Here is a 21,963-nt window from a genome sequence, read left to right on the forward strand (position 1 = left end):
GAGGTTTTGCCGATGAATCCGAACGGGATGGCAGGCCAGGGCGGGCTAACCACCGAAAGTTACCGATTCGACGACATCGTGGTCGACGCGACCGCGCATACCTTGTCGCGTGCGGGAACGCCGCAGACAGTCGAGCCGAAGGCCTTCGCGGTGCTGCTGATGCTGCTGCGCCGGGCCGGCGAGCTGGTCGGCCGGGACGAACTGCTGGACCAGGTCTGGGGCCATCGCCATGTCACCCCCGGTGTCCTGACCCGCGTCATCGCCCAGCTGCGCCATGCCCTGGGCGACGACTCGCAGCGGCCGCGCTACATCCAGACGCAACACGCCCTGGGGTACCGCTTCATCGGCCAGCTCAAGGTTGGCGCCGACGCCGTCCCCGGGTCGCCGGAACATGCCGACCGGGCCGAGCCGGCGTCCGACCCGCTCGAAGGCGTCGCCGCAGTCAGGCAATCGGTGCCGGCGTCGCTGAATGTGGCGGCAAACGAGGCCGAGGCACCGGCGGCCGACGGGGTAGGCGACGCTGCCGGCTATATGCCCGCCAGCGCCGGGACGGCCGACGAGGCCGCCTTCGCACCGTCGCCGCTGGGTGACGCGCAGGTGGCCGCGCCGGCTGGCGCGCTGAGCGTGCCGAACATGTTCCGCACCCGGCGGCGGGCACTGGCACGGCGCAAATGGTGGATGGTGGCTGCGGCGCTCCTGGTCATCGCCGCCGGCGGCTACTGGTTCGGCCAGCGCGAGCGGGCCGCCGCGCCGGTGGCCGAGGCCTCGATCGCGGTGCTGCCCTTCGTCAGCCTCAGCGCAGACAGCCAGGACAGTTACTTCGCCGAGGGACTGGGCGTGGAGATGCACGACGCGCTGGCCGGCGTGCCCGGCCTGCGCGTGGTCGCCGCGCCCGGACGCGGCAAGCAGCAGGTCGACATCAAGGCCCTGGGCGCCCAGCTCGGCGTGGCCACGCTGCTGGACGCGAGCGTCCGCCGCGAGGGGCCGCGGGTGCGGATCAGCGCGCGTTTGTCCGATACGCGCACGGGTTTCACGTTGTGGGCACATAGCTACGATCGCGAGACCGGTGACGTGTTTGCCCTGCAAAGCGACATTGCCAACGAAGTGGTGCAGGCGCTGGTGGGCGTGTTGCCCGGCAGCGGGCTGGACTCGGCGCGGCAGGCATTGGCACGGCGTTTGACGCCGACCCGCAACGTCGCCGCGTACGACGCCTACCTCAAGGGCCAGCAGCAGATCCGGGTGCGTGGCGACAAGGCCAATCCCGACAGCGCGATCACTTACTTCCGCGGCGCGCTGGCCATCGACCCGGGCTTCGCCCGTGCCCAGGCCGGCATCTGCCGCGCCGAGATCGACCGCTTCGAGGGCGCACGCGATGCGGCCGCATTCGAACGCGCGCAGTCGGCCTGCAAACGTGCATCTGACATGGATCCCTCGCTGCGCGAAGTGAGCCTGGCCATGGGCGACCTGCACCGCGCACGCGGCGAGTCCGACGCCGCGGTCGAGCAGTACACGCATGCGCTTGCCGATCCGGTGCTGCGCGCGGACGCCTACCTGGGCATGGCGCGCGTCGCCAGCGCGCAAGGTCGAGGCGATCTCGCCACCGATTATTTCGAGCGTGCACGCAAGCTGCATCCGCGCGATCCGGCCGTGTTCCAGCAGCTCGGCTACCACCAGTACACCAGTGGCGATGTGCCGGCCGCAATCGAGTCGTACCGCACCGCCGTGACGCTGCAACCCGACGACGAGGATCTGTGGAGCAGCCTGGGCGGGCTCTACCAGGCCAACGGCAATGTCAGGCAAGCCATCGCCTCCTACGAACGCTCGCTGGAGATCAGGCCCAACTACGGGGCATTGAGCAACCTGGGCTCGGTGAAATACGACAACGGTTCCTTTGAAGAGGCCGCTGCGCTGTTTCGCCACGCCGCGGAACTCGATGGCAGCGACTTCCGGTTATGGGGCAACCTGGGCGATGCGTTGTCGGCATCGGCCACGACTGCGGCGCAGGCACGCGAGCCTTACCAGCGCGCGGCGCAGATGGCCGACCGCTATCTCAAGCTGAAATCCGACGATGCGCAGGGCTTCGCCCTGCTCGCGTGGTACCTGGCCAACCTCGGCGAAGGCGACAAGGCACGGTCAATGCTGGCCAGGGCGGAGTCGATCGCGACAGAGCGCGGCGAGGTTGCCTTCTATGGCGCACAGGCCATGGCCGTGCTCGACGACCTGCCCGCGGCGCGCAAGCAACTCCAGGCCGCGCGCCAGGAAGGCATTCCCGAAGTGCGGATCGCTGCCACGCCGGTGCTGCGGCGACTGGCGGCGCAGGACATGACGGCATCGCGCGCCCCCTGAGCGGGGCAGTGATATCCAGCCCGTTCCCCCGCGGGCACAACCGAGGAGAAAACGAATGAATGCACTATCGATTGCGGTAGCGGCCGTGGCCGCCGCCGGTTGCATTGTGTTGTCGGGATGCAGCAGCAAGGCGGTGGCTGCCGAGTGCGGCAAGCAGCGGTCGGCCTCCGAGCCGGTGACGATCACGGTCACTCCCGGCCCCAAGGTCAGTTCGGATGTGTGTGTGGTGCTGCCGCTGACCAAGATCACCTGGGTCAATGCCAAGGACAACAGCGCGCAGTTCGAACTGAAGTTCCGCACCGCCAATCCCGGCGGACAGAACCAGCCGCTGAAGGTTCCTTCGAAACTGCAGAACGGCAGCTACTCGGTCACCATCGATGCCATGCCGTTGAGTTCCGGCGAGCAACGCTACGATTACGACATCGTGAGTGCTGGCATGCGCGGTGACCCGGCAATCATCATCAAGGCGCAATAGTAAAAGTTGTCAGTGTTCGAGGGCCCGCAGGATGCGGGCCTGTTCTTTTCAGGGCGCTGCGTGGCTGGCCTTTGCACTGGCAAGTGCCTCGCGCACCGGGGCGAAGCTGCGGCGGTGTTCCGGGCACGGTCCGTGACGGGTCAGCGCAGCCAGGTGTTCAGGCGTGCCGTAACCCTTGTGCTGGTCGAATCCATACTGCGGCCACTGCGCATGCAACTGTTGCATGTGGCGGTCGCGCGCCACCTTGGCGAGGATCGATGCGGCCATGATGGTGCGATCGCGTGCATCGCCACCGATCCAGGCCTCGGCCAGGCAGGGCAGAGAGCGCGGCAGGGCATTGCCGTCGACGCGCGCCAGGTCGGCGACGTGGCTGACGGCCATCAGTGCCCGGCTCATGCCGGACATCGTCGCCTGGTAGATGTTGATGCGGTCGATCTCCTCGACCGTGACGAACTCGATGTGCCAGGCCAGCGCGCGTTCGACGATGCGGTCGAACAGGGCTTCGCGCCTTGTTGCCGTGAGCTGCTTTGAATCGTCCAGGCCGTTGACCGGCGTGCGCCCGGGGGCGAACACGACTGCAGCAACCACCACCGGGCCGGCCAATGGCCCGCGTCCGGCTTCGTCGACACCGGCGATGCGTGGCGGCGCCTGGTCGCGGCGCGCGCTCAGGTCCAGGGGCAGCTGCGAGCCGTCATTGGCCACGACCGGCCTCGAGCAGTTCGGATACAGCATCCGCAGCGCTGGCGGATGCATCGCGACGCAGCTGCAGGTGCAGCTCGCGGAAGCGCGGTTGCAGCGCGGCGGTCGCGGCCGGATCGTGCAGCCAGGTCGACACCGCGGCGGCGAGGTTCTCAGGCGTGCAGTCACCCTGCATGAGTTCCGGCACCACGCGCTCGCCGGCGAGCACGTTGGGCAGGGCGTAGTTGTCGACCTTGAGCATGCCCAGGCCCTTGACCAGCGCGTAGGTGCTGGCCGCGACCTTGTACGCCACCACCATCGGCCGTTTGGCCAGCATCGCCTCGAGGGTGGCGGTGCCAGAGGCCAGCAGCACGACATCGCTGGCGATCATCAGTGTGCGCGCCTGGCCGCGGATGACGCGCAGCGCGGCGGTCAGGGTGAGGCTGTCGGGGTCTGCGGCCAGCACGCGCTGGAATGCCGCGCTGGCCTGCTCGTTGGCCATTGGCACCACGACCTGGAGTTGCGGGTCCTGCTTGAGCAGCAGCGCGGCGGCGGCAAGGAAGTCGGCACCCAGTCGCTCGATCTCGCCCACGCGCGATCCGGGCAGCAGCGCCAGCAAGGGGCGCGAGGGGTCGAGTCCGAGCTGGCGGCGGGCAGCGTCGCGATCGGGATCCAGCGGCATTTCGTCGGCGAGCGGATGGCCGACGAAGCGCGCATCGACGCCATGTCTCGCATAAATCGCAGGTTCCATCGGGAACAGGCACAGCACGCGGTCGGCGCTGCGTCCGATCTTTGCGGCGCGCTTCTCGCGCCACGCCCATACCGAGGGACTGACGTAGTGGACGGTACGCACGCCGCGCTCGCGCAGCCATTTCTCCACGCCGAGGTTGAAGTCGGGCGCGTCGATGCCGATGAACTCATCCGGTCGCCAGTCGAGCAGGCGCTTGCGGAACTGGCGGCGCAGCCGCAGCAGGCGGGGCAGGTGGCGCAACACTTCGGCCAGGCCCATGACCGCCAGTTCCGATGCGTCGTTCCAGGCCTCCAGGCCCGCGCCGCGCATCTGCTCGCCGCCGATGCCGGCGAACTCGGCACCGGGGTAGCGCTTGCGCAGTGCTTCGATCAGGCCGGCGCCGAGCAGGTCGCCGGAGGCTTCGCCTGCGCACAGGGCGATGCGCGGGGCGGTGATGGACGATGGACTGGCGGGATGCGTCAAAGCGGGCTCGGGTGGTGGGGCTGTGGGGCCGCGATTGCGATCGGATCATAGCCCAGGTGCTTGACGCCGATCCGCGCCGCCTGCGCAAAGCGAAAGCAACGCGATCCCGGTTTTCAGGATCGCGATGGCTGTGTGGCAAGTTCAGGTCGGGTCCCGACTGCTGTCGGGACGATCACGCGCTCAGCGCAGCAGCGGTCGCTCGCCGGCTTCGACGAACTCCAGTACTGAGCGCACGTCGTCGCTGTCGCCTGCGAGCTCGGCGAGCTTGGCGCGCGATTCCTCGAGCGTGCCGCCGGACATGTACAGCGCCCGGTAGGCGCGCTTGATGGCGCTGATGCGTCCGGCGTCGAAGCCGCGGCGCTTGAGGCCTTCGCTGTTGATGCCGCGCGGGCGGCCGTAGCCGTCCTGGGCCACCATCACGAACGGCGGCACGTCGCCGTTGACCAGCGCGCCCATGCCGATGAAGGCGTGCGCACCGATGCGGCAGAACTGATGGATGCCGGCGAAACCGCTGAGGATGACGTGGTCGCCGACCTCGACGTGGCCGGCCAGCGTGGCGTTGTTGGAAAACACGCAGTGGTTGCCGACGACGCAGTCGTGGGCGACGTGGGTGTAGGCCAGCATCCAGTTGTCGTTGCCGACGCGGGTGATGCCACCGCCAGTGCCGGTGCCGCGGTTGACCGTGACGAACTCCCGGAACAGGTTGCGGTCGCCGATCACCAGTTCGACGCGCTCGCCCTGGTACTTCTTGTCCTGCGGTTCGCCGCCGATCGCGCAGTGGCCGATGAAACGGTTGTCACTGCCGATGCGGGTCGGGCCGATCACGCTGCAGTGCGGGCCGAACACCGTGTTCTCGCCGACGTCGACCTCGGCACCGATGAAGCACAGCGCACCCACCTGCACGCCCGCAGCCAGGCGTGCACCGGGTTCGACCACGGCGCTGGCGTGGATACTGGCGGTGGGATGGATGTGCGGTACGGCCATGGCTCAGGCCTTCGCTTCGGCGCAGACGATCTCGGCGCAGGCGACCTGTTCGCCGGCGACGCTGGCGATGCCGGTGTAGATAGCGACGTTGCGGATCACGCGCTTGAGCGTGACATCCAGGTCGAGGCGGTCGCCCGGGACGACCATCTTGGAGAACTTGGCGTTGTCGATCTTCACCAGGTAGAACAGCCGGCCGTCGGCCGTGGTCTGGCTCGACAGCTGGGTCAGGATGCCGCCGGCCTGGGCCAGCGCTTCCACCACCAGCACGCCCGGCATCACCGGGTGGCCGGGGAAATGGCCCTGGAAATACGGCTCGTTGCAGGTGACGTTCTTGTAGGCAAGCACGCGCTTGTGCGCTTCGAACTCGACCACGCGATCGACCAGCAGGAACGGGTAGCGATGCGGAAGCAGCGTCTGGATGGTGTTGACGTCGATCGGTAGTTGCACGGTATGGCTCATCAGTGGTCCTTTCAGCCGGTCCAACGCCTGGGATCGGTGTCCGTCGCGGGGGCCAGCATTGCAGTAATCGGGGGCAAACCGGGTGAAGGTGCCCGGGTCGAAATTCCAACGTCAGGGCGCCCGGGCAGGGCGCCGGCTCAGTCCTCGCGCCGACCCGGCAGCCTTCGCGCGATCGCGTCGAGCTGCTTGAAGCGCGCGGCATTCTTGCGCCAGCTGCGATTGTCCATCAAGGGCGTGCCGGAGGAGTACTCGCCCGGCTCGCGGATCGAGCTGGTGACCAGGCTCATCGCGGTGATGACGACCTTGTCGCAGACTTCCAGGTGGCCCAGCACGCCGGCGCCACCGCCAATGAGGCAGTAGCGGCCGATGCGCGCGCTGCCAGCGGCGGCCGAGCATCCGGCCATGGCCGAATGGGCGCCGATGAAGACGTTGTGGCCGATCTGGATCTGGTTGTCGAGGCGGACGTCTTCTTCCAACACCGTGTCCTCGATCGCGCCGCGGTCGATGGTGGTGTTGGCGCCGATCTCGCAGTCGTCGCCGATGACCACGCCACCCAGCTGCGGCACGTTGAGCCAGCGTCCGGCTTCCATCGCCAGGCCGAAGCCGGCGGCGCCGATCACCGCACCCGGATGGATGACGGCACGCTGGCCGATGCGGACCCGGGTGACCAGGGTGACGCGGGCGATCAGCTCGGTGCCGGCGCCCACCACGCAATCGTCGCCGATCACGCAGCCGGCCCCGACTATCGCGCCGGCGTCGACGCGGCTGCGCGCACCGATGCTGACGAACGGACCGATATGCGCCGTGGCGTCGATGCTGGCCGTCGCATCGATGGCCGCCGAGGGGTGGATGCCGGGATCGCGGACCGGCCGGGGTTCGAACAGGGCCGACATCTTGGCGAAGGCGGCGTACGGGTCACGCGCAAGCAACGCCGTGCCGGCAAATCCGGCGGCGTCGTCCTCGCGCATGACCACGATGCCGGCGGCGCTGGCGGCCAGCTGGCTGCGGTACTTCGGATTGGCCAGGAAGGCCAGCTGTTGCGGCCCGGCCTTGGCCAGCGTGCCCACGCCTTCGACACGGGCGGCGCCGTCGCCCTGCAACTGCAGGGCGAAGCGCTGTGCCAGTTCGGCTGCGCTGAAGGACGGGCTGTGCATGTTCTAACCCGCTGCCTGCTGGCTTAGAACGTGCCGCCGAAGGTGAACTGCAGGCGCTCCAGTTCGTCGCCCTCCTCGATCACCGTGCCGTTTGCATTCCTGACGTCGTCCTGCTTCTTGAGCGGGTAGGCGTAGCTGATTGAGATCGGGCCCATCGGCGAGCGCCACATCAGCGCGATGCCGGTCGAAGCGCGCAGCTCACCGGCGTCGAAGCTGTCGTAGTCCTTGTAGACGTTACCGAAGTCGACGAACGCCGAAACGCGTGCCGCCGGCGTGTCGAGCAGGGTCGGGAAGTACATTTCCAGCGAGCCCACCGTCTTGAAGGCGCCACCGAGGGGCTGGTTCAGCTCGCGCGGACCCAGCGTGTTGTCGGTGAAGCCGCGGACCGAGCGCACACCACCGGCGTAGAAGTTCTCGAAGAACGGCAGGCCGTCGGCGGTGATGGTACGCAGGTAGTCGGCAGTGCCCGGCGCACAGTTGTAATTGCCCGGTGTGCGGCACAGGTCACGCGAGGTCGCATCGCCATAGCTGTCGCCGTAGCCGAGTTCGGCGCGGGTGTTGAGCACGAAATGGCGCGAGAACGGCCAGAACTTGGAGATGTTGTAGTTGAGCTTGTAGTACTCGACGGTCGACCCGGGCAGGGTCGTTTCCAGCCAGACGCGCTGCTGCATGCCGCGGGTCGGGGTCAGGAAGCTGTCGAGCGAGTTGCGGCCCCAGCCCAGCTCCGCGCGCCAGGCGTGGAACGTGCTGCGGTCGAGCGCGTTGATGTAGTCGACGATGCTCGGCGGGGTGCCCAGCGACAGCAGGATCTCGTTGGTGTCGATGCCCAGCATCGCCGTGACCGTGTCGGTCTCGGTGATCGGCAGGCCGAACACCGCCTGCGCGGCACCGGAGTTGGTCGAGTACTGGGCGGTGTTGAAGTCGGTGTAATCGAGTTCGCGCCACCACAGGTTGTAGCCCAGCGACAGGCCGTCGTCGGTGAAGTACGGGTTGCGGAACGAGAAGTCGTAGCGCTGCATGTAGTCGTTGCGCTGCGCCTGCACCGAGACCTGGTTGCCGCTGCCCAGGAAGTTGGTCTGCGACAGCTGCACCTGCGCGGTCAGGCCCGACAGCTGCGAGAAGCCCAGGCCGAACACGAAGCTGCCCGAGGTGGTTTCCTTGAGGTTGTAGACAACGTCGACTTCGTCGTTGCTGCCGGCGACCGGCACGGTCTCGACGTCGACGGTCTCGAAGTAGCCCAGCTGCTGCAGGCGGATCTTGGAACGGTCGATGGCCGCCTGCGAATACCAGGAGCCCTCGAACTGGCGCATTTCACGACGGATCACTTCGTCGCTGGTACGGCTGTTGCCCTTGAAGGCGATGCGGCGCACGTTGACGCGCGGACCCGGCACGACCTGCATGTTGATGCCGACCGTCTTGTCTTCGCGCTTGACGTCCGGGATCGGATTGACCTGGGCGAAGGCGTAGCCGACGTTGCTGAGCGTGGCGATGATCGAGTCGGAGCTGATCTCGAGCAGGCGACGGGAGAAGATCTGGTCCGGCTTGACCAGCACCAGGCGCTCGATCTGCTCCTTGGGCAGGATCGTGTCGCCGGTGACCTGCACGCTGGACACCTTGTACTGCTCGCCCTCGGTCACGCCGGCGGTGAGGAACATGTCCTGTCGGTCGGGGCTGATCGAGACCTGGGTCGAGTCGACCGAGAAGTCGACGTAGCCGCGGTCGAGGTACCAGGAATTGAGCTTCTCCAGGTCACCCGACAGCTTCTCGCGCGAGTACTGGTCGTCGCGCTTGTACCAGCTGAGCCAGTTGTGCTCGCGCGATTCCCACTGCTCGAGGATCGCCTTGTCCTCGAACTTCTCGTTGCCGATCAGGTTGACGTGGCGGATCTTGGCCGCCTTGCCTTCCTTGACGGTGATGGTGACGTCGACGCGGTTGCGGTCCAGGCGCGAGACGGTCGGGCTGATCTCGACGTTGTACTTGCCGCGGTTGTTGTACTGGCGGGTCAGTTCCTGGGTCACGCGGTCAAGGGCGAGGCGATCGAAGGTGTCGCCTTCGGCCAGGCCGGCTTCCTTCAGGCCCTTGAGCAGGTCCTCGGACTTGATGTCCTTGTTGCCGGTCAGCGTCAGCTTGTTGATGGCCGGGCGCTCGGTGACGGTGACGACCAGGATGGTGCCCTGGCGGCCGACGTCGACGTCCTCGAAGAAGCCGGTCTTGTACAGCGCGCGGATCGCTTCGCCGGCACGCGAGGAATCCATCGTGTCGCCGCGCTCGACCGGCAGGTAGGTGAACACCGTACCGGCGGAGATGCGCTGCAGGCCATCGATGCGGATGTCGCTGACGGTGAACGAGCCGATCGGCGCGGATTGCGCGCCAGCCGTGTCCGGTGCCGCCGACAGTGCGAACGGGTCCGCCGACTGCGCCATCGCGGGCAGGGCTGTGGCGTTCAGCGCCGCGACGAGGGCGAGGGCAAGCAGGCGGCGATTAGGTGTTCGCGTCATTAGTACGTCCGGAAGAGGGTCTTGGAGGCCCGGAGCCGGGCGTCGGGTCGAGAAAGCAGGTCGCGTCGCCGGCATCAGTGCACCAGGTTGTTCACGATGTCGTTGAAGAACGCCAGGCCCATCAGGCCGGCGATCAATGCCAGGCCGACGTACTGCCCGGCCGCCATTGCGCGCTCGCTGACCGGGCTGCCCTTGACCAGCTCGATAAGGTAATACAGCAGGTGACCGCCGTCCAAGATCGGGATCGGCAGCAGGTTCAGGATGCCCAGGCTGAGCGAGAGCATCGCCAGCATCGACAGGTACCAGGCGGTGCCATGGTGGGCATAGGCATTGGCCGCGCGGGCAATGGTGATGGGCCCGGCGACGGTGTTCTGAACCGACACGCGGCCGCTGAAGGCGCGGCCGATCATGGCGAACAGCTCGTTGGCCTGGTGCACGCTCTCGCGGATCGCGGCCGGGACAGCGTCGATCGGGCCGTAGCGGAGCAGGGCGTCCTTGGCCGGTTCCTGCGCGCGGGCCGACTTCAGGCCCAGGCCCCAGTACTGCTGCCCGGTCTGCGGATGCGTCAAACGCGCCGGCTTGATTTCCAGCGCCAGGCGCTCGCCCTTGCGCTCCACCTCGACCATGGCGATGCCACCGCGGTCACCGAGCTTTTGCACCAGCGGGCCGATGTCGTCCCAGGAGCGCACGGGCTCGCCGTCGATGGCGGTGATGCGGTCACCTTCGTTGAGCACGCCGAAGGCCGGCTTGTCCGTCTCCACGTGCCCGATCACCGCCGGCACCAGGCCGTGGCGCGGGATCAGGCCGATGGCTTCCACCGCGCGACGCTCGTCGAACGAGGCAGGCAGGTGTGACAGCGGCAATTGCCGTGTGACTTCGTCGCCGCCCTCGGTGCGCACGCGCAGGCGGATGTCGCTGTGGTCGAGTGCGGCGGGAATCAGCGCCAGCTGCGCCTCGCTCCAGGTCGGGGTGTCGCGGTCACCGACGGCCAGCAGCGTGTCGCCGCTGTGCAGTCCGGCGCTGGCGGCGATGCCCTGCGCCTGTCCGACCACCGGTGCGTAATCGGGCCGGCCGATCACGAACATCGCCCAGAACAGGCCGACGCACAGCAGCAGGTTGGCGGCCGGCCCGGCAATCACGATCGCGATGCGCTTGAACACCGACTGGCGATTGAAGGCCTGGTCGACTTCGCTGGCAGCGACGTCGCCTTCGCGCTCGTCGAGCATCTTGACGTAGCCGCCGAGCGGGATTGCAGCAATCACATACTCGGTGCCGTCCTTGCCACGGCGCGACCACAGTGCCTTGCCGAAGCCGATCGAGAAGCGCAGCACCTTGACGCCGCAGCGGCGCGCGACCCAGTAGTGCCCGAACTCGTGGAACGTGACGAGCACGCCGAGGCTGACGAGCAACCACCAGATCGAGCCGATGAACTCACTCATGATTGGACGCTCTGCACGGGCACGCTCCGGATGGACACGATCATGAAGGTCACGATCATATGGACGCGATCATGCGCGGGCCCCGACTGCGCCGGAACCGACGGCCCGGGCGGCATGATGCCGTGCCTGGGCATCGGCGTCGCGCAGGGCTGCCAGCGAGGTCGCCGGGGTGGATGGGAGCGCGGCGAGGGTGTCCTCGACGAGCGCCGGTATGGCTAGGAAACCGATCCGGCGCTGAAGAAACGCTGAAACAGCCACTTCGTTGGCGGCATTGAGGACCGCCGGGGCGGTGCCGCCCGCGGCCAGGGCCTCGAAAGCCAGGCGCAGGCACGGGAAGGCCTGAAGGTCCGGCGGTTCGAAATCGAGCCGGCCCTGGGCCAGCAGGTCGAGTCCGCCGACGCCCGATTCCATCCGTTCCGGCCAGCCGAAGCCGACCGCCAGCGCGGTGCGCATGTCCGGCAGGCCGAGCTGGGCGAGGGTGGAGCCGTCGACGAATTCCACCAGCGAATGCACCAGGCTCTGCGGATGCACCAGCACCTGGATGCGGTCGCCGTCGACGCCGAACAGGTGGTGGGCCTCGATCACTTCCAGGCCCTTGTTCATCAGCGTGGCCGAGTCGACCGAGATCTTCGGCCCCATCGACCACTTGGGATGGGCGACCGCCTGTTCCGGCGTCACTGCGGTCAGTTCCTCGCGCGCACGGCCGCGGAACGGACCACCCGAGGCGGTCAGCAGGATCCGTCGCAGGCCTTCGCGCGCATGCGCGTCGGGCAGGCACTGGAAGATCGCGTTGTGCTCGCTGTCGATCGGCACGATCGTGGCGCCACCGGCGTGGGCGGCCTGCATCAGCAGTTCGCCGGCGAGCACCAGCGACTCCTTGTTGGCAAGCAGGATGCGCTTGCCGGCCCTGGCAGCGGCCAGCGTCGAAGGCAGTCCGGCCGCACCGACGATGGCAGCGACGACGGTGTCGCAGGCGTCGCCCGACACCAGTGCGTCGAGTGCCTCGTCGCCGCAATGCGGCTGCGTGCGCAGGCCGGCTTCGCGCAGGCCATCGGCGAGCGCCTGCAGGCCGTTGCCGTCGGCGATCACGGCATGGTCGGGGCGGTGGCGCCGGCACAGTTCGACCAGGGCGGCGACATTGCTGCCGGCCGCCAGGACACTTGCGCGCAGGCGTTGCGGGTGGCGCGCGATCACGTCCAGCGCCGACGCGCCGATCGAACCGGTGGCACCAAGAACAGCGACATTGCGCGTACTGACGGACATGTTCAGAAGCCCAGCACGGCCTTGCCAAGTGCAAACACCGGCAGTGCGGCCAGCACGCCGTCGACACGGTCGAGGATGCCGCCGTGGCCCGGGATCAGGTTGCCCGAATCCTTCACGCCGACATGGCGCTTGAGCAGGCTCTCGAACAGGTCGCCGACCACCGAGAACAGCACCGCCACCAGCGCGACCACGGCCACCGCCGGCAGTTGCGACGGCGCTGCGCCGGCGAAGAGGGCAAAGACGATGCCGACGATGACGCCGGCGACCACGCCGCCGAGCAGGCCTTCGTAAGTCTTGTTGGGGCTGATCCGCGGGGCCAGCTTGCGGCCACCGAACAGGCGCCCGCCAAAGGTGCGCCCGGCGAAGTAGGCGCCGGTATCGGCCGCCCAGACGATCGCCAGCGCGGTCAGCAGCCAGCGGTGGCCGTTGGGCGGGGTCGAGTGGATCCACGCCAGCGCGCACCAGGCCGGAATCATGCTCAGCGCGCCGGCGGCGAGCTTGAACACGCGCGCATTGGTGTCGTGGTCGCTGGCGAATTCGTAACGGCCCAGCCAGAGCAGCGCCAGCAGCCACCAGATCACGCCGATCATGCTGGCCAGCTGGAACAGCGCCATGGTGTAGCTGCCGCTGGAGCGCGATGCCCACACCAGCGCCACCATCACCGCCAGGTTGGCCACCAGCAGCACGGTGCGAGCGAGCGTGTCCTCGATCTGCGCCAGGTCGAACCATTCCCACAGGCCGGCCAGGAACAGCACCGCGGCCAGGGCCACCATCCACGGCGTCGGCAGCAGCAGGATCGCGGCAATCGCGAGCGGCGCCATCACCAGGGCGGCGAGCAGGCGGGTTCGGGTCATTCGGAAGTCTCTTTGGTGGCGGGCCGTGCCGGCGCGGGTGCCGGCGCGACCTGGGCGCCGGTCAGGCCGAAACGGCGCTGGCGGCCGGCGTAGTCGTCCATGGCGCGCTGCAGTGTCGCCGCATCCAATTCGGGCCACAACAGGTCGGTGAACCACAATTCGGTATAGGCCAGCTGCCACAGCAGGAAATTGCTGATGCGCGTCTCACCGCCGGTGCGGATGAACAGATCCGGGGCAGGCAGCTCGGCCAGGCAGGTGCGGGCACCGATCGCGTACTCGTCGATGTCTTCAGGCGCCAGCCGCCCGGCGGCGACGTCCTGCGCCAGCGAGCGGGCCGCCTGTGCGATGTCCCAGCGACCGCCGTAACTGGCGGCGATGGTCAGGTGCAGGCGGGTGTTGGCGCGGGTGCGGTCCTCGGCTGCGGCCATCTGCTTGCGGATGGCCTCGGCGAAGCGCTCGCGCTCGCCGATGAAGCGCACGCGCACGCCACGCCGGTCGAGCTCGTCGACCTCGCGTTCCAGTGCGCCCAGGAACAGCTTCATCAGCGCGCCGACCTCCTCTTCCGGCCGGCCCCAGTTCTCGCTGGAGAAGGCGAACAGGGTCAGCGCCTCGATGCCCTGGTCCAGGCAGAAGTCGATGCAGACATTGACCGCGCGCGCACCGGCGCGATGGCCGATGACTCGCGGGCGGCGGCGGCGCTCGGCCCAGCGACCGTTGCCGTCCATGATGACGGCAAGGTGGCGCGGGACGCGCGCGACGGCAATGGCAGGTTCGGAAGACATGACGGGACGGGTAGACCCGTCAAACCGCCATAAGTTCTTGCTCTTTGGCCTTGACCACTTCATCGACGTCCTTGATGGCGGCGTCGGTGATCTTCTGGATCTCGATCTCGGAGCGGCTGACTTCGTCTTCGGTGATCTGCTTTTCCTTCAGCAGTTCCTTGACCTGGTGGTTGGCATCGCGACGGATGTTGCGGATGGCGACCTTGGCGTCCTCGCTCTCGGAGTGCACGAGCTTGGACAGTTCCTTGCGGCGCTCCTCGGTGAGGGCGGGCAGGTTGAGGCGGATCACGGTACCGGCGGTGTTCGGGGTCAGGCCGAGGTCGGAGGCGAGGATCGCCTTCTCGACGGGGCCGACCATCTGCTTCTCCCACGGCGTGATGAGCAGCGAACGCGCGTCGGAGACCTGGACGGAGGCGACCTGCGACAGCGGCATGTCGGAACCGTAGTAGTTGACCTTCAGGTGGTCGACCAGCGCGGTCGAAGCGCGCCCGGTGCGGATCTTGATCAGGGTGTGGCGAAATGCTTCGACGCTCTTGGCCATGCGGGTCTGGGCATCTTTCTTGATCTCGTTGAGCATCGCCGGCTCCGTTCCATTAGCGGTAATCGCGGGATTATAGCCAGCCGGGGCGGCCCCAGCGACCCGAAGCGCTCGTACGGGGGCGGCAGGAGCCGGTGGAAGGGTTCCCGCCCTCAGTGGTCGTGGCCGTGCCCGTGCCCGTGGTCATGGGCGTGGTCATGCGTGTGGCCGTGCGGCGCACGATCGTGGCGGTCGTGCTCGCAGGCGCGGCCCAGTTCGACCTGCAGGGTCGGGTGGTTGATCCCGAAGCGCTCGTCCAGCTCGTGGTTCAGCTTGTCGATGAACTCGTCGTGGTCACCCTGGTCGGGGCGGACCAGGTGCGCGGTCATGGCGATCTCGCCCGCGCCCAGCGACCAGATATGCAGGTGGTGCACGGCCTGGACACCCGCCTGCGAGGCCAGGAAGCCCTGCACCTGGCCGCGGTCGATGCTCGAAGGCACTGCGTCCATGGCGGCATTGAAGGCATCGCGCAGCAGGCCGAAGGCGCCGATGGCCACGACCGCGCCGATCAGCACTGCGATCGCCGGGTCCAGCCAGGCCCAGCCCAGCCACCACATGCCGGCGCCGGCCAGTACCGCGGCCAGCGACACGGCGGCGTCGGCGATCAGATGCAGGAAGGCGCCACGGCGATTGAGGTCCTGGTCGTGGCCGTCGCGCACCAGCCAGGCCGCGCCGAGGTTGACGGCGATGCCCAGCGCGGCGACCAGCATGACCGGCAGGGCCGGGATTTCCGGCGGCGCGTTGAAGCGACGCACCGCTTCCCAGGCCAGCGCGCCGGAGAACGCCACCAGCAGCAAGGCATTGGCCAGCGGCGAGAGCAGGGTGGCGCGGCGCCAGCCATAGGTATGGCGATCGGTCGGCGCGCGCTTGGCCAGCACCGCAGCACCCCAGGCCAGGCCCAGTCCGAGCACGTCACCGAGGTTGTGCAGCGCATCCGACAGCAGCGCCAGCGAATTGGTGGCGAAGCCATACCCGGCCTCGACGACCGTGTAGGCAAGGTTGATCAGCGTGACCGCGGCAAAGGCGCGGGTCGCGTTGGCGGCGTGGTGGTGGTGTCCGTGGCCCATGCGCGCATGGTGGCACGGTCCTGCGGGCGGACTCTATTACAGCGGCGTATCCGCTCCCCCGCTCGCGGGGGAACGGATCACGTTCAGGCCTTGCGGCCCTGCACCAGCGTGCCGATGTGCTCGCCGTGGAGGATCTTCAGCAGCGTGCCCGGCTGGCCCATGTCGAAGATGCGCAGCGGCAGGTCGCTGTCGCGGCACAGCGCGAACGCGGCGGTGTCCATCACCTGCAGGTTGCGCGCGATCACTTCGTCGTAGGTCAGCTTGTCGTAGCGGACCGCGTCGGCATGCTTCTTCGGGTCCTTGTCGTAGACGCCGTCGACCTTGGTCGCCTTCAGCAGCAGGTCGGCGCCGATCTCGATCGCGCGCAGGGCGGCGCCGGAGTCGGTGGTGAAGAACGGGTTGCCGGTGCCGGCGGCGAAGATCGCCAGTCGGCCCTTTTCCATGTGGCGGATGGCGCGGCGGCGGATGTAGTCCTCGCACACGTCGTTGATCTTGATCGCGCTCATCACCCGGCACTTGGCGCCGAGCTTCTCCAGCGCGTCCTGCATGGCCAGCGCGTTGATGACCGTGGCGAGCATGCCCATCTGGTCGCCCGTGACCCGGTCCATGCCGCCGGCCGCCAGGCCTGCGCCGCGGAAGATGTTGCCGCCGCCGATGACCAGCGCGACCTCGGCACCGGCCTGCTGGGCCTCGATCACCTCGCGGGCCAGCCGGCTGATCATCTTCGGGTCGATGCCGTAGTCCTCGTCCCCCATCAACGCCTCGCCAGACAGTTTGAGCAGGACACGGCGATAGGCGAGCTGGGACATGGCGACCTCGTTGAGATGGGCAAACAGCGGAATTGTACGGGATCGGCGGGCCGGTCCTGCGTGAGGGCGCGCCGAGGGGGCCGAAAGGGGCCGAAAGGGGCCGAAAGAGGGCATTCGCGGAAATCTCGCGCAGGCAAGGGGCATTGGTTCGTGCTGACCGTCGAAACATTTGCCGAATCGGTTCTCGGTTATTTCGATATCCGGCGGCAGTCGTGAATTGTTCATAAAAAGGCACTTGACACATTGAATGCCGCGCATGACGAAAGTCATAGTCGGGACGCCCTCGGGAGAAGGGCAATCACTGACTTTGGGGAGAGAACAAAGTGGCAAGAACAACGATGAATCGTGCGCTGCGACGCAGCGCGCTGACGGTGGCGCTTGGCCTGTGTTTCGCATCGACCGTCCAGGCGCAGTCCAATACCGCCGGTGCCGTATTCGGCCAGGCAGCCGCAGGCGACACGGTGCTGGTTGAGAATCCGGCGACCGGTTTCAAGCGCACCATCACGGTCGGCGGCGACGGCCAGTACCGCGCATCGGCACTGCCGACCGGCAACTACCGGGTGACCCTGCAGCGCGCTGACGGCACCAGCACCACCCGCGAAAACGTCACCGTCAATGTCGGCACCGGCACCTCCGTCAACTTCGCCGCAGCGCCCACGGGCGAAACGACCACGCTCGATTCGATCCGCGTGACCGGCGCAGCGCTGGTCAATCCGATCGACGTGTCGTCGGTCGAGTCCACCACCATCCTCACCGCTGCGCAGATTGCCAAGATCCCCGTGCCACGTGACCTGACCAGCGTCGCGCTGCTGGCCCCGGGCACCGTGAAGGGCGACGCCGCGTTCGGCAACCTGCCGTCGTTCGGCGGCGCATCGGTCGCCGAGAACGGCTACTACGTCAACGGCTTCAATGTCACCAACTCGTTCAAGGGCCTGAACTTCGCCAACATTCCGTTCGAGGCCATCGCCGAGCAGCAGATCAAGACCGGCGGTTATGGCGCCGAGTTCGGTCGCTCCACCGGCGGTGTCATCAACGTCATCACCAAGCGCGGTACCAACGACTTCGAGGCCGGCGGCAACATCTTCTGGGAACCGGAATCGCTGACCGAAACCGACCCGAACCTGTATTACCCCAGCGGTGACCTGGTCGAGGTCAACTCCAGGGACAAGGGCTCCAACACCACCGCTTCGGTGTGGGCCAGCGGCGCGCTGGTCAAGGACAAGCTGTTCGCCTACGGCCTGCTGCAGTACGGCATGGACGACCGCGATGTCTATCCGGGCACGTTCGACGGCGTCGTCGGCGACCGCAACTACACCGACGAGACCAAGTCGCCGATGTGGCTGGTCAAGCTCGACTGGAACATCAACGACAACAACCTGCTCGCGCTGACGGCGTTCTCGGACAAGCGCAAGACCGAGTCGAAGTACTACCACACCGTGTTCGGAACCGATGCGGCTCCGGACTGGACGCCGAGCCGCGGAAGCTACGCCGGCACCGACAACTTCGAGAATGGTGGCACCAGCTACTCGCTCAAGTACACCGGCTATCTGACCGACACCTTCACCCTGTCGGCGCTCGCCGGCCATGGCGAGTTCCGCCGCTTCAACTACGGTGTCTCGGCCGGCGGCATCAGCCAGGAATACACCGGCAACGTCGGCGGCCCCGTCGCCGGCTGCCCGTGGGTGGTGGATGCGCGTCCGTCGGTGGTCAACGGCATCAACCAGGAAATCACCGGTTGCTGGTTCGTCGACAGCCTCGGTCGCACCGATGCCAAGGACACCCGCGACCAGTTCCGCATCGATGCCGAATGGCAGCTGGGCGACCACCTGCTGCGCGGTGGTGTCGACATCGACAACTTCGAGACCGTCGACGGCACTTCCTATGCTGGCGGTGAACAGTGGCGCTACGGCCGCTATACGCCCATCGGCGGCACCCCGACCGAGAGCGTCGTGCGTCGCCGCGTGTTCCAGTCCGGCGCGACCGTGAAAGTCGACCAGCGCGCTTACTACATCGAAGACAACTGGAGCATCACCGACACCTTCAACGCCTACCTGGGCCTGCGCTGGGATACGTTCGACAACAAGAACGGCGTCGGCGACACCTACGTCAAGATCGACAACCAGTTCGCCCCGCGCCTGGGCTTCTCGTGGGACGTCAATGGCGATTCGTCGCTGAAGATCTTCGGTAACGCAGGCCGCTACGCGCTGCCGCTGACCGCCAACGTCGCCATCCGCGGCGCCAGCGCTTCGCTGTACAGCGAGCAGTTCTACTCCTACACCGGTGTCGACCCGGTCACCGGTGCGCCCACCGGCCTGGTGCAGATCCTCAACCCGGCCAATGGCGAGCCGATCCGCTACCTCAACAACGAGTTCGGCCTGGGCAAGGATGCCAAGACCATCGCCTCGTCCAACCTGGAGCCGATGTACCAGGACGAGTACATCCTGGGTTTCCAGACCCAGGTCAGCGAAGGTTTCTCGGCCGGTGCGCGCGCGATCTATCGTGACCTCAAGCGTGCGATCGACGACACCTGCGATTACCGTCCGGTGTTCGAGTGGGCCGAGCAGAACGGCTACGAGATCAACGACGTCAACCCGGGCTTCCCGTACTGCCGCCTGTACAACCCGGGCAGCGACGGCGAGTTCACGATGGACGTCGACGGCGACGGCACCTTCGAGCACATCACCATCCCGGCCGACGTCCTGGGCCCGAAGGCCAAGCGCACCTACAAGGCCGTCGAGCTGTTCGCCGAAGGCCAGCTGACCGACAAGTTCTTCCTGCAGGGTTCCTATACCTGGTCGAAGAACAAGGGCAACACCGAAGGCGGCGTGAAGTCGGACATCGGCCAGGCCGATACCGGCACCACCCAGGACTTCGACTACCCCGAGCTGATGGTCGGCGCCGACGGTTACCTGCCCAACGACCGCCGCCACTCGTTCAAGCTGTTCGGCAACTACGAGTTCAACGACCAGTGGAGCGCCGGCGCCAACCTGCTGGTGCAGTCGGGCCGTCCGATCAACTGCTTCGGCTACAACGGTGCAGGCGACAGCGGTTACGCCAACAGCTACTTCTGGTGCGACAAGGGTGATGGCAGGGGCAGCCAGCCGGTCCCGCGCGGTACCGCCGGCCGTACGCCGTGGACCCGCACGCTCGACCTGAACGTTGCCTACTCGCCGTCGATCGCCAACGGCGAGCTGACCTTCAAGGTCGACGTGTTCAACGTCACCAACGAGCAGGAGCCGGTGGCCGTGTACGAGTACGGCGAGGATGCCGGCGGCACGCCGCAGCAGGGCGGCACCGCTCCGGACGGCACGGCGTACGCCAACATCTACGGCTACCCGACCGCCTGGCAGGCCCCGCGTTCGGTCCGCTTCATGGTGCAGTACCGCTTCTGATCCTCTGAAGTGTTCGAAGGAACGGCCGCCCCTCGGGGCGGCCGTTCTGTTTGGGCAATCCGTGACCGCGGTCGGCAACTGAACGATCGCAGGCCGCGCCAGGTGGGGTGTCGACGTGGCCGCTGCGTTGTGGAGGTCATGGGAATGCCACTGTCGACGCCAGCCACACCAGGGATGGGCGCATGCGCTGCGCGGGCAGCCGTACCCGACCTGCCGGGCTCATGCTACAAATTGCGCGTTCGCGGCCGCCCTTTCCGTACCGGAGCCACTCATTCCTGCCATGCGACCGAGCATTCGCCTTCCGTCCGCCTCAAGCCGGCGCTGTCGCCGTTCGGCTTGCGTACGCTGCGTGACGGAGTGAATGACGCAATGGTCGAGGCGATGGCGCCGTCCCCACCGCGAGACGAAGAGCCTGTCACCGTTGCGCCGGTCGCGGACGGCGATGGCTTCGACCAGTTCCTGCGCGAACACCAGGCGGCGCTGATCGGATTCCTGGCGCGACGCGCCGGCGACGAAGACGCCAAGGACATCGCCCAGGAGGCGATGGTCCGCCTGATGCGCTACCGAGCCCAGCCCGCCGACCAGCTGCGGCCGCTGATGTACCGGATCGCACTGAACGTACTCAACGACCGCGGTCGCCGCGACTCGACGCGCCAGGCATCGGCGCATGTCAGCCTCGACCAGGATTTCCCCGGCCTGGCTTCGTCGGAGCCCAGCCACGACCAGCGCATCGCCCACGAGCAGGAGCTGGCGCTGGTGCGCGCGACCATCCTGCAAATGCCCGAGCGCTGCCGCCAGGTCTACCTGCTCAACCGGATCGAAGGCATGAGCTACAGCCAGATCGCAAGCCACTGCGGAATTTCGGTGAAGGCCGTCGAGAAGCACATCGGCAAGGCACTGGGGTTGCTGCGGCTGAAGCTGAAGCAAAGCGGCATCAGCCGCGAGGACCAATCATGAGTACAGGGATGTTCGAGCATGACACCGGTGTAAGTCAGGCCGATGCCTGGCTGGCGCGGCTGATGTCGCCCGAATGCGCGCCCGATGAGCGCGCCGCATTCGAGGACTGGCTGGCGCAGTCGCCCGACAATATCGCCGCTTACCTCGAGGCCGAGCGGATCCATGCCCTGGCAGCCGGCCTGGGCTCGGAGGATCTGCTGCGCGCCGCTGCCCATGCGGCCCGGCGCAAACCCGCCCCGGCGCAGCGCAACTGGCGGGAGTGGGTGCCTGCCGCCGCCGCGGCCGTGCTGGTGGTGGCAGTGGCCACGACAACCCTGTGGCCGCGCCCGGCCGAGAAGGCCATCGTCCAGCAGTTCATGACCGCGCAGGGCGAGCAGCGCGAGATCACCTTGTTCGACGGCACCGTGCTGCGCCTGGACACGGGGTCGGAAATCACCACCGACTTTGACGGCGACCAGCGGCTGGTCGAACTGGTACGCGGTCGCGCGCAGTTCGTGGTCGCGGCCGACCCGGACCGGCCGTTCCTGGTCAAGGCAGGCCCCGGCACTGTGCGCGACATCGGCACGACCTTCCAGGTCAGCCGGATCGACGGGCAGGTCAATGTCGGGCTGCTGGAAGGTCGGGTCGACGTATCCGTCGGTTCCGGAGCCCAGGTCCGCAGGAGCGAACTGGCGCCCGGCGAACAGCTCACCATCGATGGCCGTGGCGTCATCGGCGCCAGGCAACTGCTCGACCTGGCGGCGGCGCATGCCTGGCCGCAGGGCGACCTGGTGTTCCGCCAGCGGCGGCTCGACGAGCTGCTGGCCGAGATGAACCGCTATTCGCCGGTGCAGCTGCGACTGCAGGACCCGGCCCTGGGATCGCTGCAGGTCAGCGGCGTGTTCCATGCCGGAGACCAGGAAGCGCTGGTGGCCGCACTGGAGCGCGGCTGGTCGCTGCGGGCGCAGCGCGAGGGCGCCGAAGAGATCGTCCTGTCGCGCCCGACGCAGTAGCCGTCCGGCGCCGGAACCGCTGCC

18 protein-coding genes are annotated in these 21,963 nt (G+C 67.5%); 5 read left to right on the plus strand and 13 right to left on the minus strand.

The features are described from left to right. The first annotated feature begins 12 nt into the window (after positions 1 to 12). Complete coding sequence (locus MNR01_RS16980) at positions 13 to 2,346, plus strand: tetratricopeptide repeat protein (protein WP_241918887.1); 2,334 nt, start codon at positions 13 to 15, stop codon at positions 2,344 to 2,346. A 55-nt stretch (positions 2,347 to 2,401) separates the two neighbouring features. Continuing rightward, positions 2,402 to 2,821, plus strand: a complete 420-nt coding sequence (locus tag MNR01_RS16985; RefSeq protein WP_241918888.1) for a hypothetical protein — start codon at positions 2,402 to 2,404, stop codon at positions 2,819 to 2,821. 48 nt (positions 2,822 to 2,869) lie between these two features. On the opposite strand, the gene MNR01_RS16990 is transcribed toward MNR01_RS16985, so the two are convergent. The 13 genes from MNR01_RS16990 to pyrH form a co-directional block, all read right to left on the minus strand. Then, positions 2,870 to 3,502: a ribonuclease HII gene (locus tag MNR01_RS16990; RefSeq protein WP_241920667.1), complete on the minus strand. Its 633-nt coding sequence runs from the start codon at positions 3,500 to 3,502 to the stop codon at positions 2,870 to 2,872. Positions 3,503 to 3,512: 10 nt separating this feature from the next. Next, on the minus strand, positions 3,513 to 4,712 hold the full coding sequence (gene lpxB / locus MNR01_RS16995) for a lipid-A-disaccharide synthase (RefSeq protein ID WP_241918889.1): 1,200 nt from the start codon (positions 4,710 to 4,712) through the stop codon (positions 3,513 to 3,515). A 180-nt stretch (positions 4,713 to 4,892) separates the two neighbouring features. Further along, positions 4,893 to 5,696 carry an acyl-ACP--UDP-N-acetylglucosamine O-acyltransferase gene (gene lpxA / locus MNR01_RS17000; protein ID WP_241918890.1) on the minus strand — a complete coding sequence of 268 codons (804 nt, stop codon included), beginning with the start codon at positions 5,694 to 5,696 and terminating at the stop codon, positions 4,893 to 4,895. Positions 5,697 to 5,699: 3 nt separating this feature from the next. Continuing rightward, positions 5,700 to 6,155 carry a 3-hydroxyacyl-ACP dehydratase FabZ gene (gene fabZ, locus MNR01_RS17005; RefSeq protein WP_241918891.1) on the minus strand — a complete coding sequence of 152 codons (456 nt, stop codon included), beginning with the start codon at positions 6,153 to 6,155 and terminating at the stop codon, positions 5,700 to 5,702. 137 nt (positions 6,156 to 6,292) lie between these two features. Then, the gene (lpxD, locus tag MNR01_RS17010) at positions 6,293 to 7,309 is read right to left on the minus strand and encodes a UDP-3-O-(3-hydroxymyristoyl)glucosamine N-acyltransferase (RefSeq protein WP_241918892.1); all 1,017 of its coding nucleotides are present in this window, start codon (positions 7,307 to 7,309) and stop codon (positions 6,293 to 6,295) included. Between the two features lie 23 nt (positions 7,310 to 7,332). Then, positions 7,333 to 9,807: an outer membrane protein assembly factor BamA gene (gene bamA / locus MNR01_RS17015; RefSeq protein ID WP_241918893.1), complete on the minus strand. Its 2,475-nt coding sequence runs from the start codon at positions 9,805 to 9,807 to the stop codon at positions 7,333 to 7,335. A 74-nt stretch (positions 9,808 to 9,881) separates the two neighbouring features. After that, the gene (rseP, locus tag MNR01_RS17020) at positions 9,882 to 11,246 is read right to left on the minus strand and encodes an RIP metalloprotease RseP (protein ID WP_241918894.1); all 1,365 of its coding nucleotides are present in this window, start codon (positions 11,244 to 11,246) and stop codon (positions 9,882 to 9,884) included. A 69-nt stretch (positions 11,247 to 11,315) separates the two neighbouring features. After that, positions 11,316 to 12,509: a 1-deoxy-D-xylulose-5-phosphate reductoisomerase gene (locus tag MNR01_RS17025; protein ID WP_241918895.1), complete on the minus strand. Its 1,194-nt coding sequence runs from the start codon at positions 12,507 to 12,509 to the stop codon at positions 11,316 to 11,318. Between the two features lie 2 nt (positions 12,510 to 12,511). Then, positions 12,512 to 13,363 carry a CDP-archaeol synthase gene (locus tag MNR01_RS17030; protein WP_241918896.1) on the minus strand — a complete coding sequence of 284 codons (852 nt, stop codon included), beginning with the start codon at positions 13,361 to 13,363 and terminating at the stop codon, positions 12,512 to 12,514. Then, positions 13,360 to 14,145, minus strand: a complete 786-nt coding sequence (gene uppS / locus MNR01_RS17035; RefSeq protein WP_241918897.1) for a polyprenyl diphosphate synthase — start codon at positions 14,143 to 14,145, stop codon at positions 13,360 to 13,362. The genes MNR01_RS17030 and uppS overlap by 4 nt, the downstream gene beginning before the upstream one ends. A 19-nt stretch (positions 14,146 to 14,164) precedes the next feature. Further along, on the minus strand, positions 14,165 to 14,722 hold the full coding sequence (gene frr, locus MNR01_RS17040; protein WP_241918898.1) for a ribosome recycling factor: 558 nt from the start codon (positions 14,720 to 14,722) through the stop codon (positions 14,165 to 14,167). A 113-nt stretch (positions 14,723 to 14,835) separates the two neighbouring features. Next, positions 14,836 to 15,789: a cation diffusion facilitator family transporter gene (locus MNR01_RS17045; RefSeq protein ID WP_241918899.1), complete on the minus strand. Its 954-nt coding sequence runs from the start codon at positions 15,787 to 15,789 to the stop codon at positions 14,836 to 14,838. An 83-nt stretch (positions 15,790 to 15,872) separates the two neighbouring features. Then, positions 15,873 to 16,598 (minus strand): UMP kinase, encoded by a 726-nt coding sequence (gene pyrH / locus MNR01_RS17050; RefSeq protein WP_241918900.1) that lies wholly within the window; start codon positions 16,596 to 16,598, stop codon positions 15,873 to 15,875. A 338-nt stretch (positions 16,599 to 16,936) separates the two neighbouring features. On the opposite strand from pyrH, the gene MNR01_RS17055 reads away from it, so the two are divergent. From MNR01_RS17055 to MNR01_RS17065, 3 genes are all read left to right on the plus strand, one after another. Continuing rightward, complete coding sequence (locus MNR01_RS17055) at positions 16,937 to 19,990, plus strand: TonB-dependent receptor (RefSeq protein ID WP_241918901.1); 3,054 nt, start codon at positions 16,937 to 16,939, stop codon at positions 19,988 to 19,990. Between the two features lie 357 nt (positions 19,991 to 20,347). Next, positions 20,348 to 20,947: a sigma-70 family RNA polymerase sigma factor gene (locus MNR01_RS17060; RefSeq protein WP_256451853.1), complete on the plus strand. Its 600-nt coding sequence runs from the start codon at positions 20,348 to 20,350 to the stop codon at positions 20,945 to 20,947. An 8-nt stretch (positions 20,948 to 20,955) separates the two neighbouring features. Continuing rightward, a complete protein-coding gene (locus tag MNR01_RS17065; protein ID WP_241918902.1) occupies positions 20,956 to 21,939 on the plus strand; it encodes a FecR domain-containing protein in 984 nt (327 codons plus the stop codon). The last annotated feature ends 24 nt before the right edge of the window (positions 21,940 to 21,963 follow it).

It is taken from the genome of Lysobacter sp. S4-A87, from assembly GCF_022637455.1.
Taxonomy (GTDB): Bacteria; Pseudomonadota; Gammaproteobacteria; order Xanthomonadales; family Xanthomonadaceae; genus Lysobacter_J.

What these genes read in the sequence shown, in the direction of transcription:
- MNR01_RS16980 (WP_241918887.1), top strand. Translation starts at nt 13, where the DNA reads ATGAATCCGAACGGGATGGCAGGCCAGGGCGGGCTAACCACCGAAAGT.
- MNR01_RS16985 (WP_241918888.1), top strand. Translation starts at nt 2,402, where the DNA reads ATGAATGCACTATCGATTGCGGTAGCGGCCGTGGCCGCCGCCGGTTGC.
- lpxA (WP_241918890.1), bottom strand. Translation starts at nt 5,696, where the DNA reads ATGGCCGTACCGCACATCCATCCCACCGCCAGTATCCACGCCAGCGCC.
- fabZ (WP_241918891.1), bottom strand. Translation starts at nt 6,155, where the DNA reads ATGAGCCATACCGTGCAACTACCGATCGACGTCAACACCATCCAGACG.
- lpxD (WP_241918892.1), bottom strand. Translation starts at nt 7,309, where the DNA reads ATGCACAGCCCGTCCTTCAGCGCAGCCGAACTGGCACAGCGCTTCGCC.
- bamA (WP_241918893.1), bottom strand. Translation starts at nt 9,807, where the DNA reads ATGACGCGAACACCTAATCGCCGCCTGCTTGCCCTCGCCCTCGTCGCG.
- rseP (WP_241918894.1), bottom strand. Translation starts at nt 11,246, where the DNA reads ATGAGTGAGTTCATCGGCTCGATCTGGTGGTTGCTCGTCAGCCTCGGC.
- MNR01_RS17025 (WP_241918895.1), bottom strand. Translation starts at nt 12,509, where the DNA reads ATGTCCGTCAGTACGCGCAATGTCGCTGTTCTTGGTGCCACCGGTTCG.
- MNR01_RS17030 (WP_241918896.1), bottom strand. Translation starts at nt 13,363, where the DNA reads ATGACCCGAACCCGCCTGCTCGCCGCCCTGGTGATGGCGCCGCTCGCG.
- uppS (WP_241918897.1), bottom strand. Translation starts at nt 14,145, where the DNA reads ATGTCTTCCGAACCTGCCATTGCCGTCGCGCGCGTCCCGCGCCACCTT.
- frr (WP_241918898.1), bottom strand. Translation starts at nt 14,722, where the DNA reads ATGCTCAACGAGATCAAGAAAGATGCCCAGACCCGCATGGCCAAGAGC.
- MNR01_RS17045 (WP_241918899.1), bottom strand. Translation starts at nt 15,789, where the DNA reads ATGGGCCACGGACACCACCACCACGCCGCCAACGCGACCCGCGCCTTT.
- pyrH (WP_241918900.1), bottom strand. Translation starts at nt 16,598, where the DNA reads ATGTCCCAGCTCGCCTATCGCCGTGTCCTGCTCAAACTGTCTGGCGAG.
- MNR01_RS17055 (WP_241918901.1), top strand. Translation starts at nt 16,937, where the DNA reads ATGAATCGTGCGCTGCGACGCAGCGCGCTGACGGTGGCGCTTGGCCTG.
- MNR01_RS17065 (WP_241918902.1), top strand. Translation starts at nt 20,956, where the DNA reads ATGTTCGAGCATGACACCGGTGTAAGTCAGGCCGATGCCTGGCTGGCG.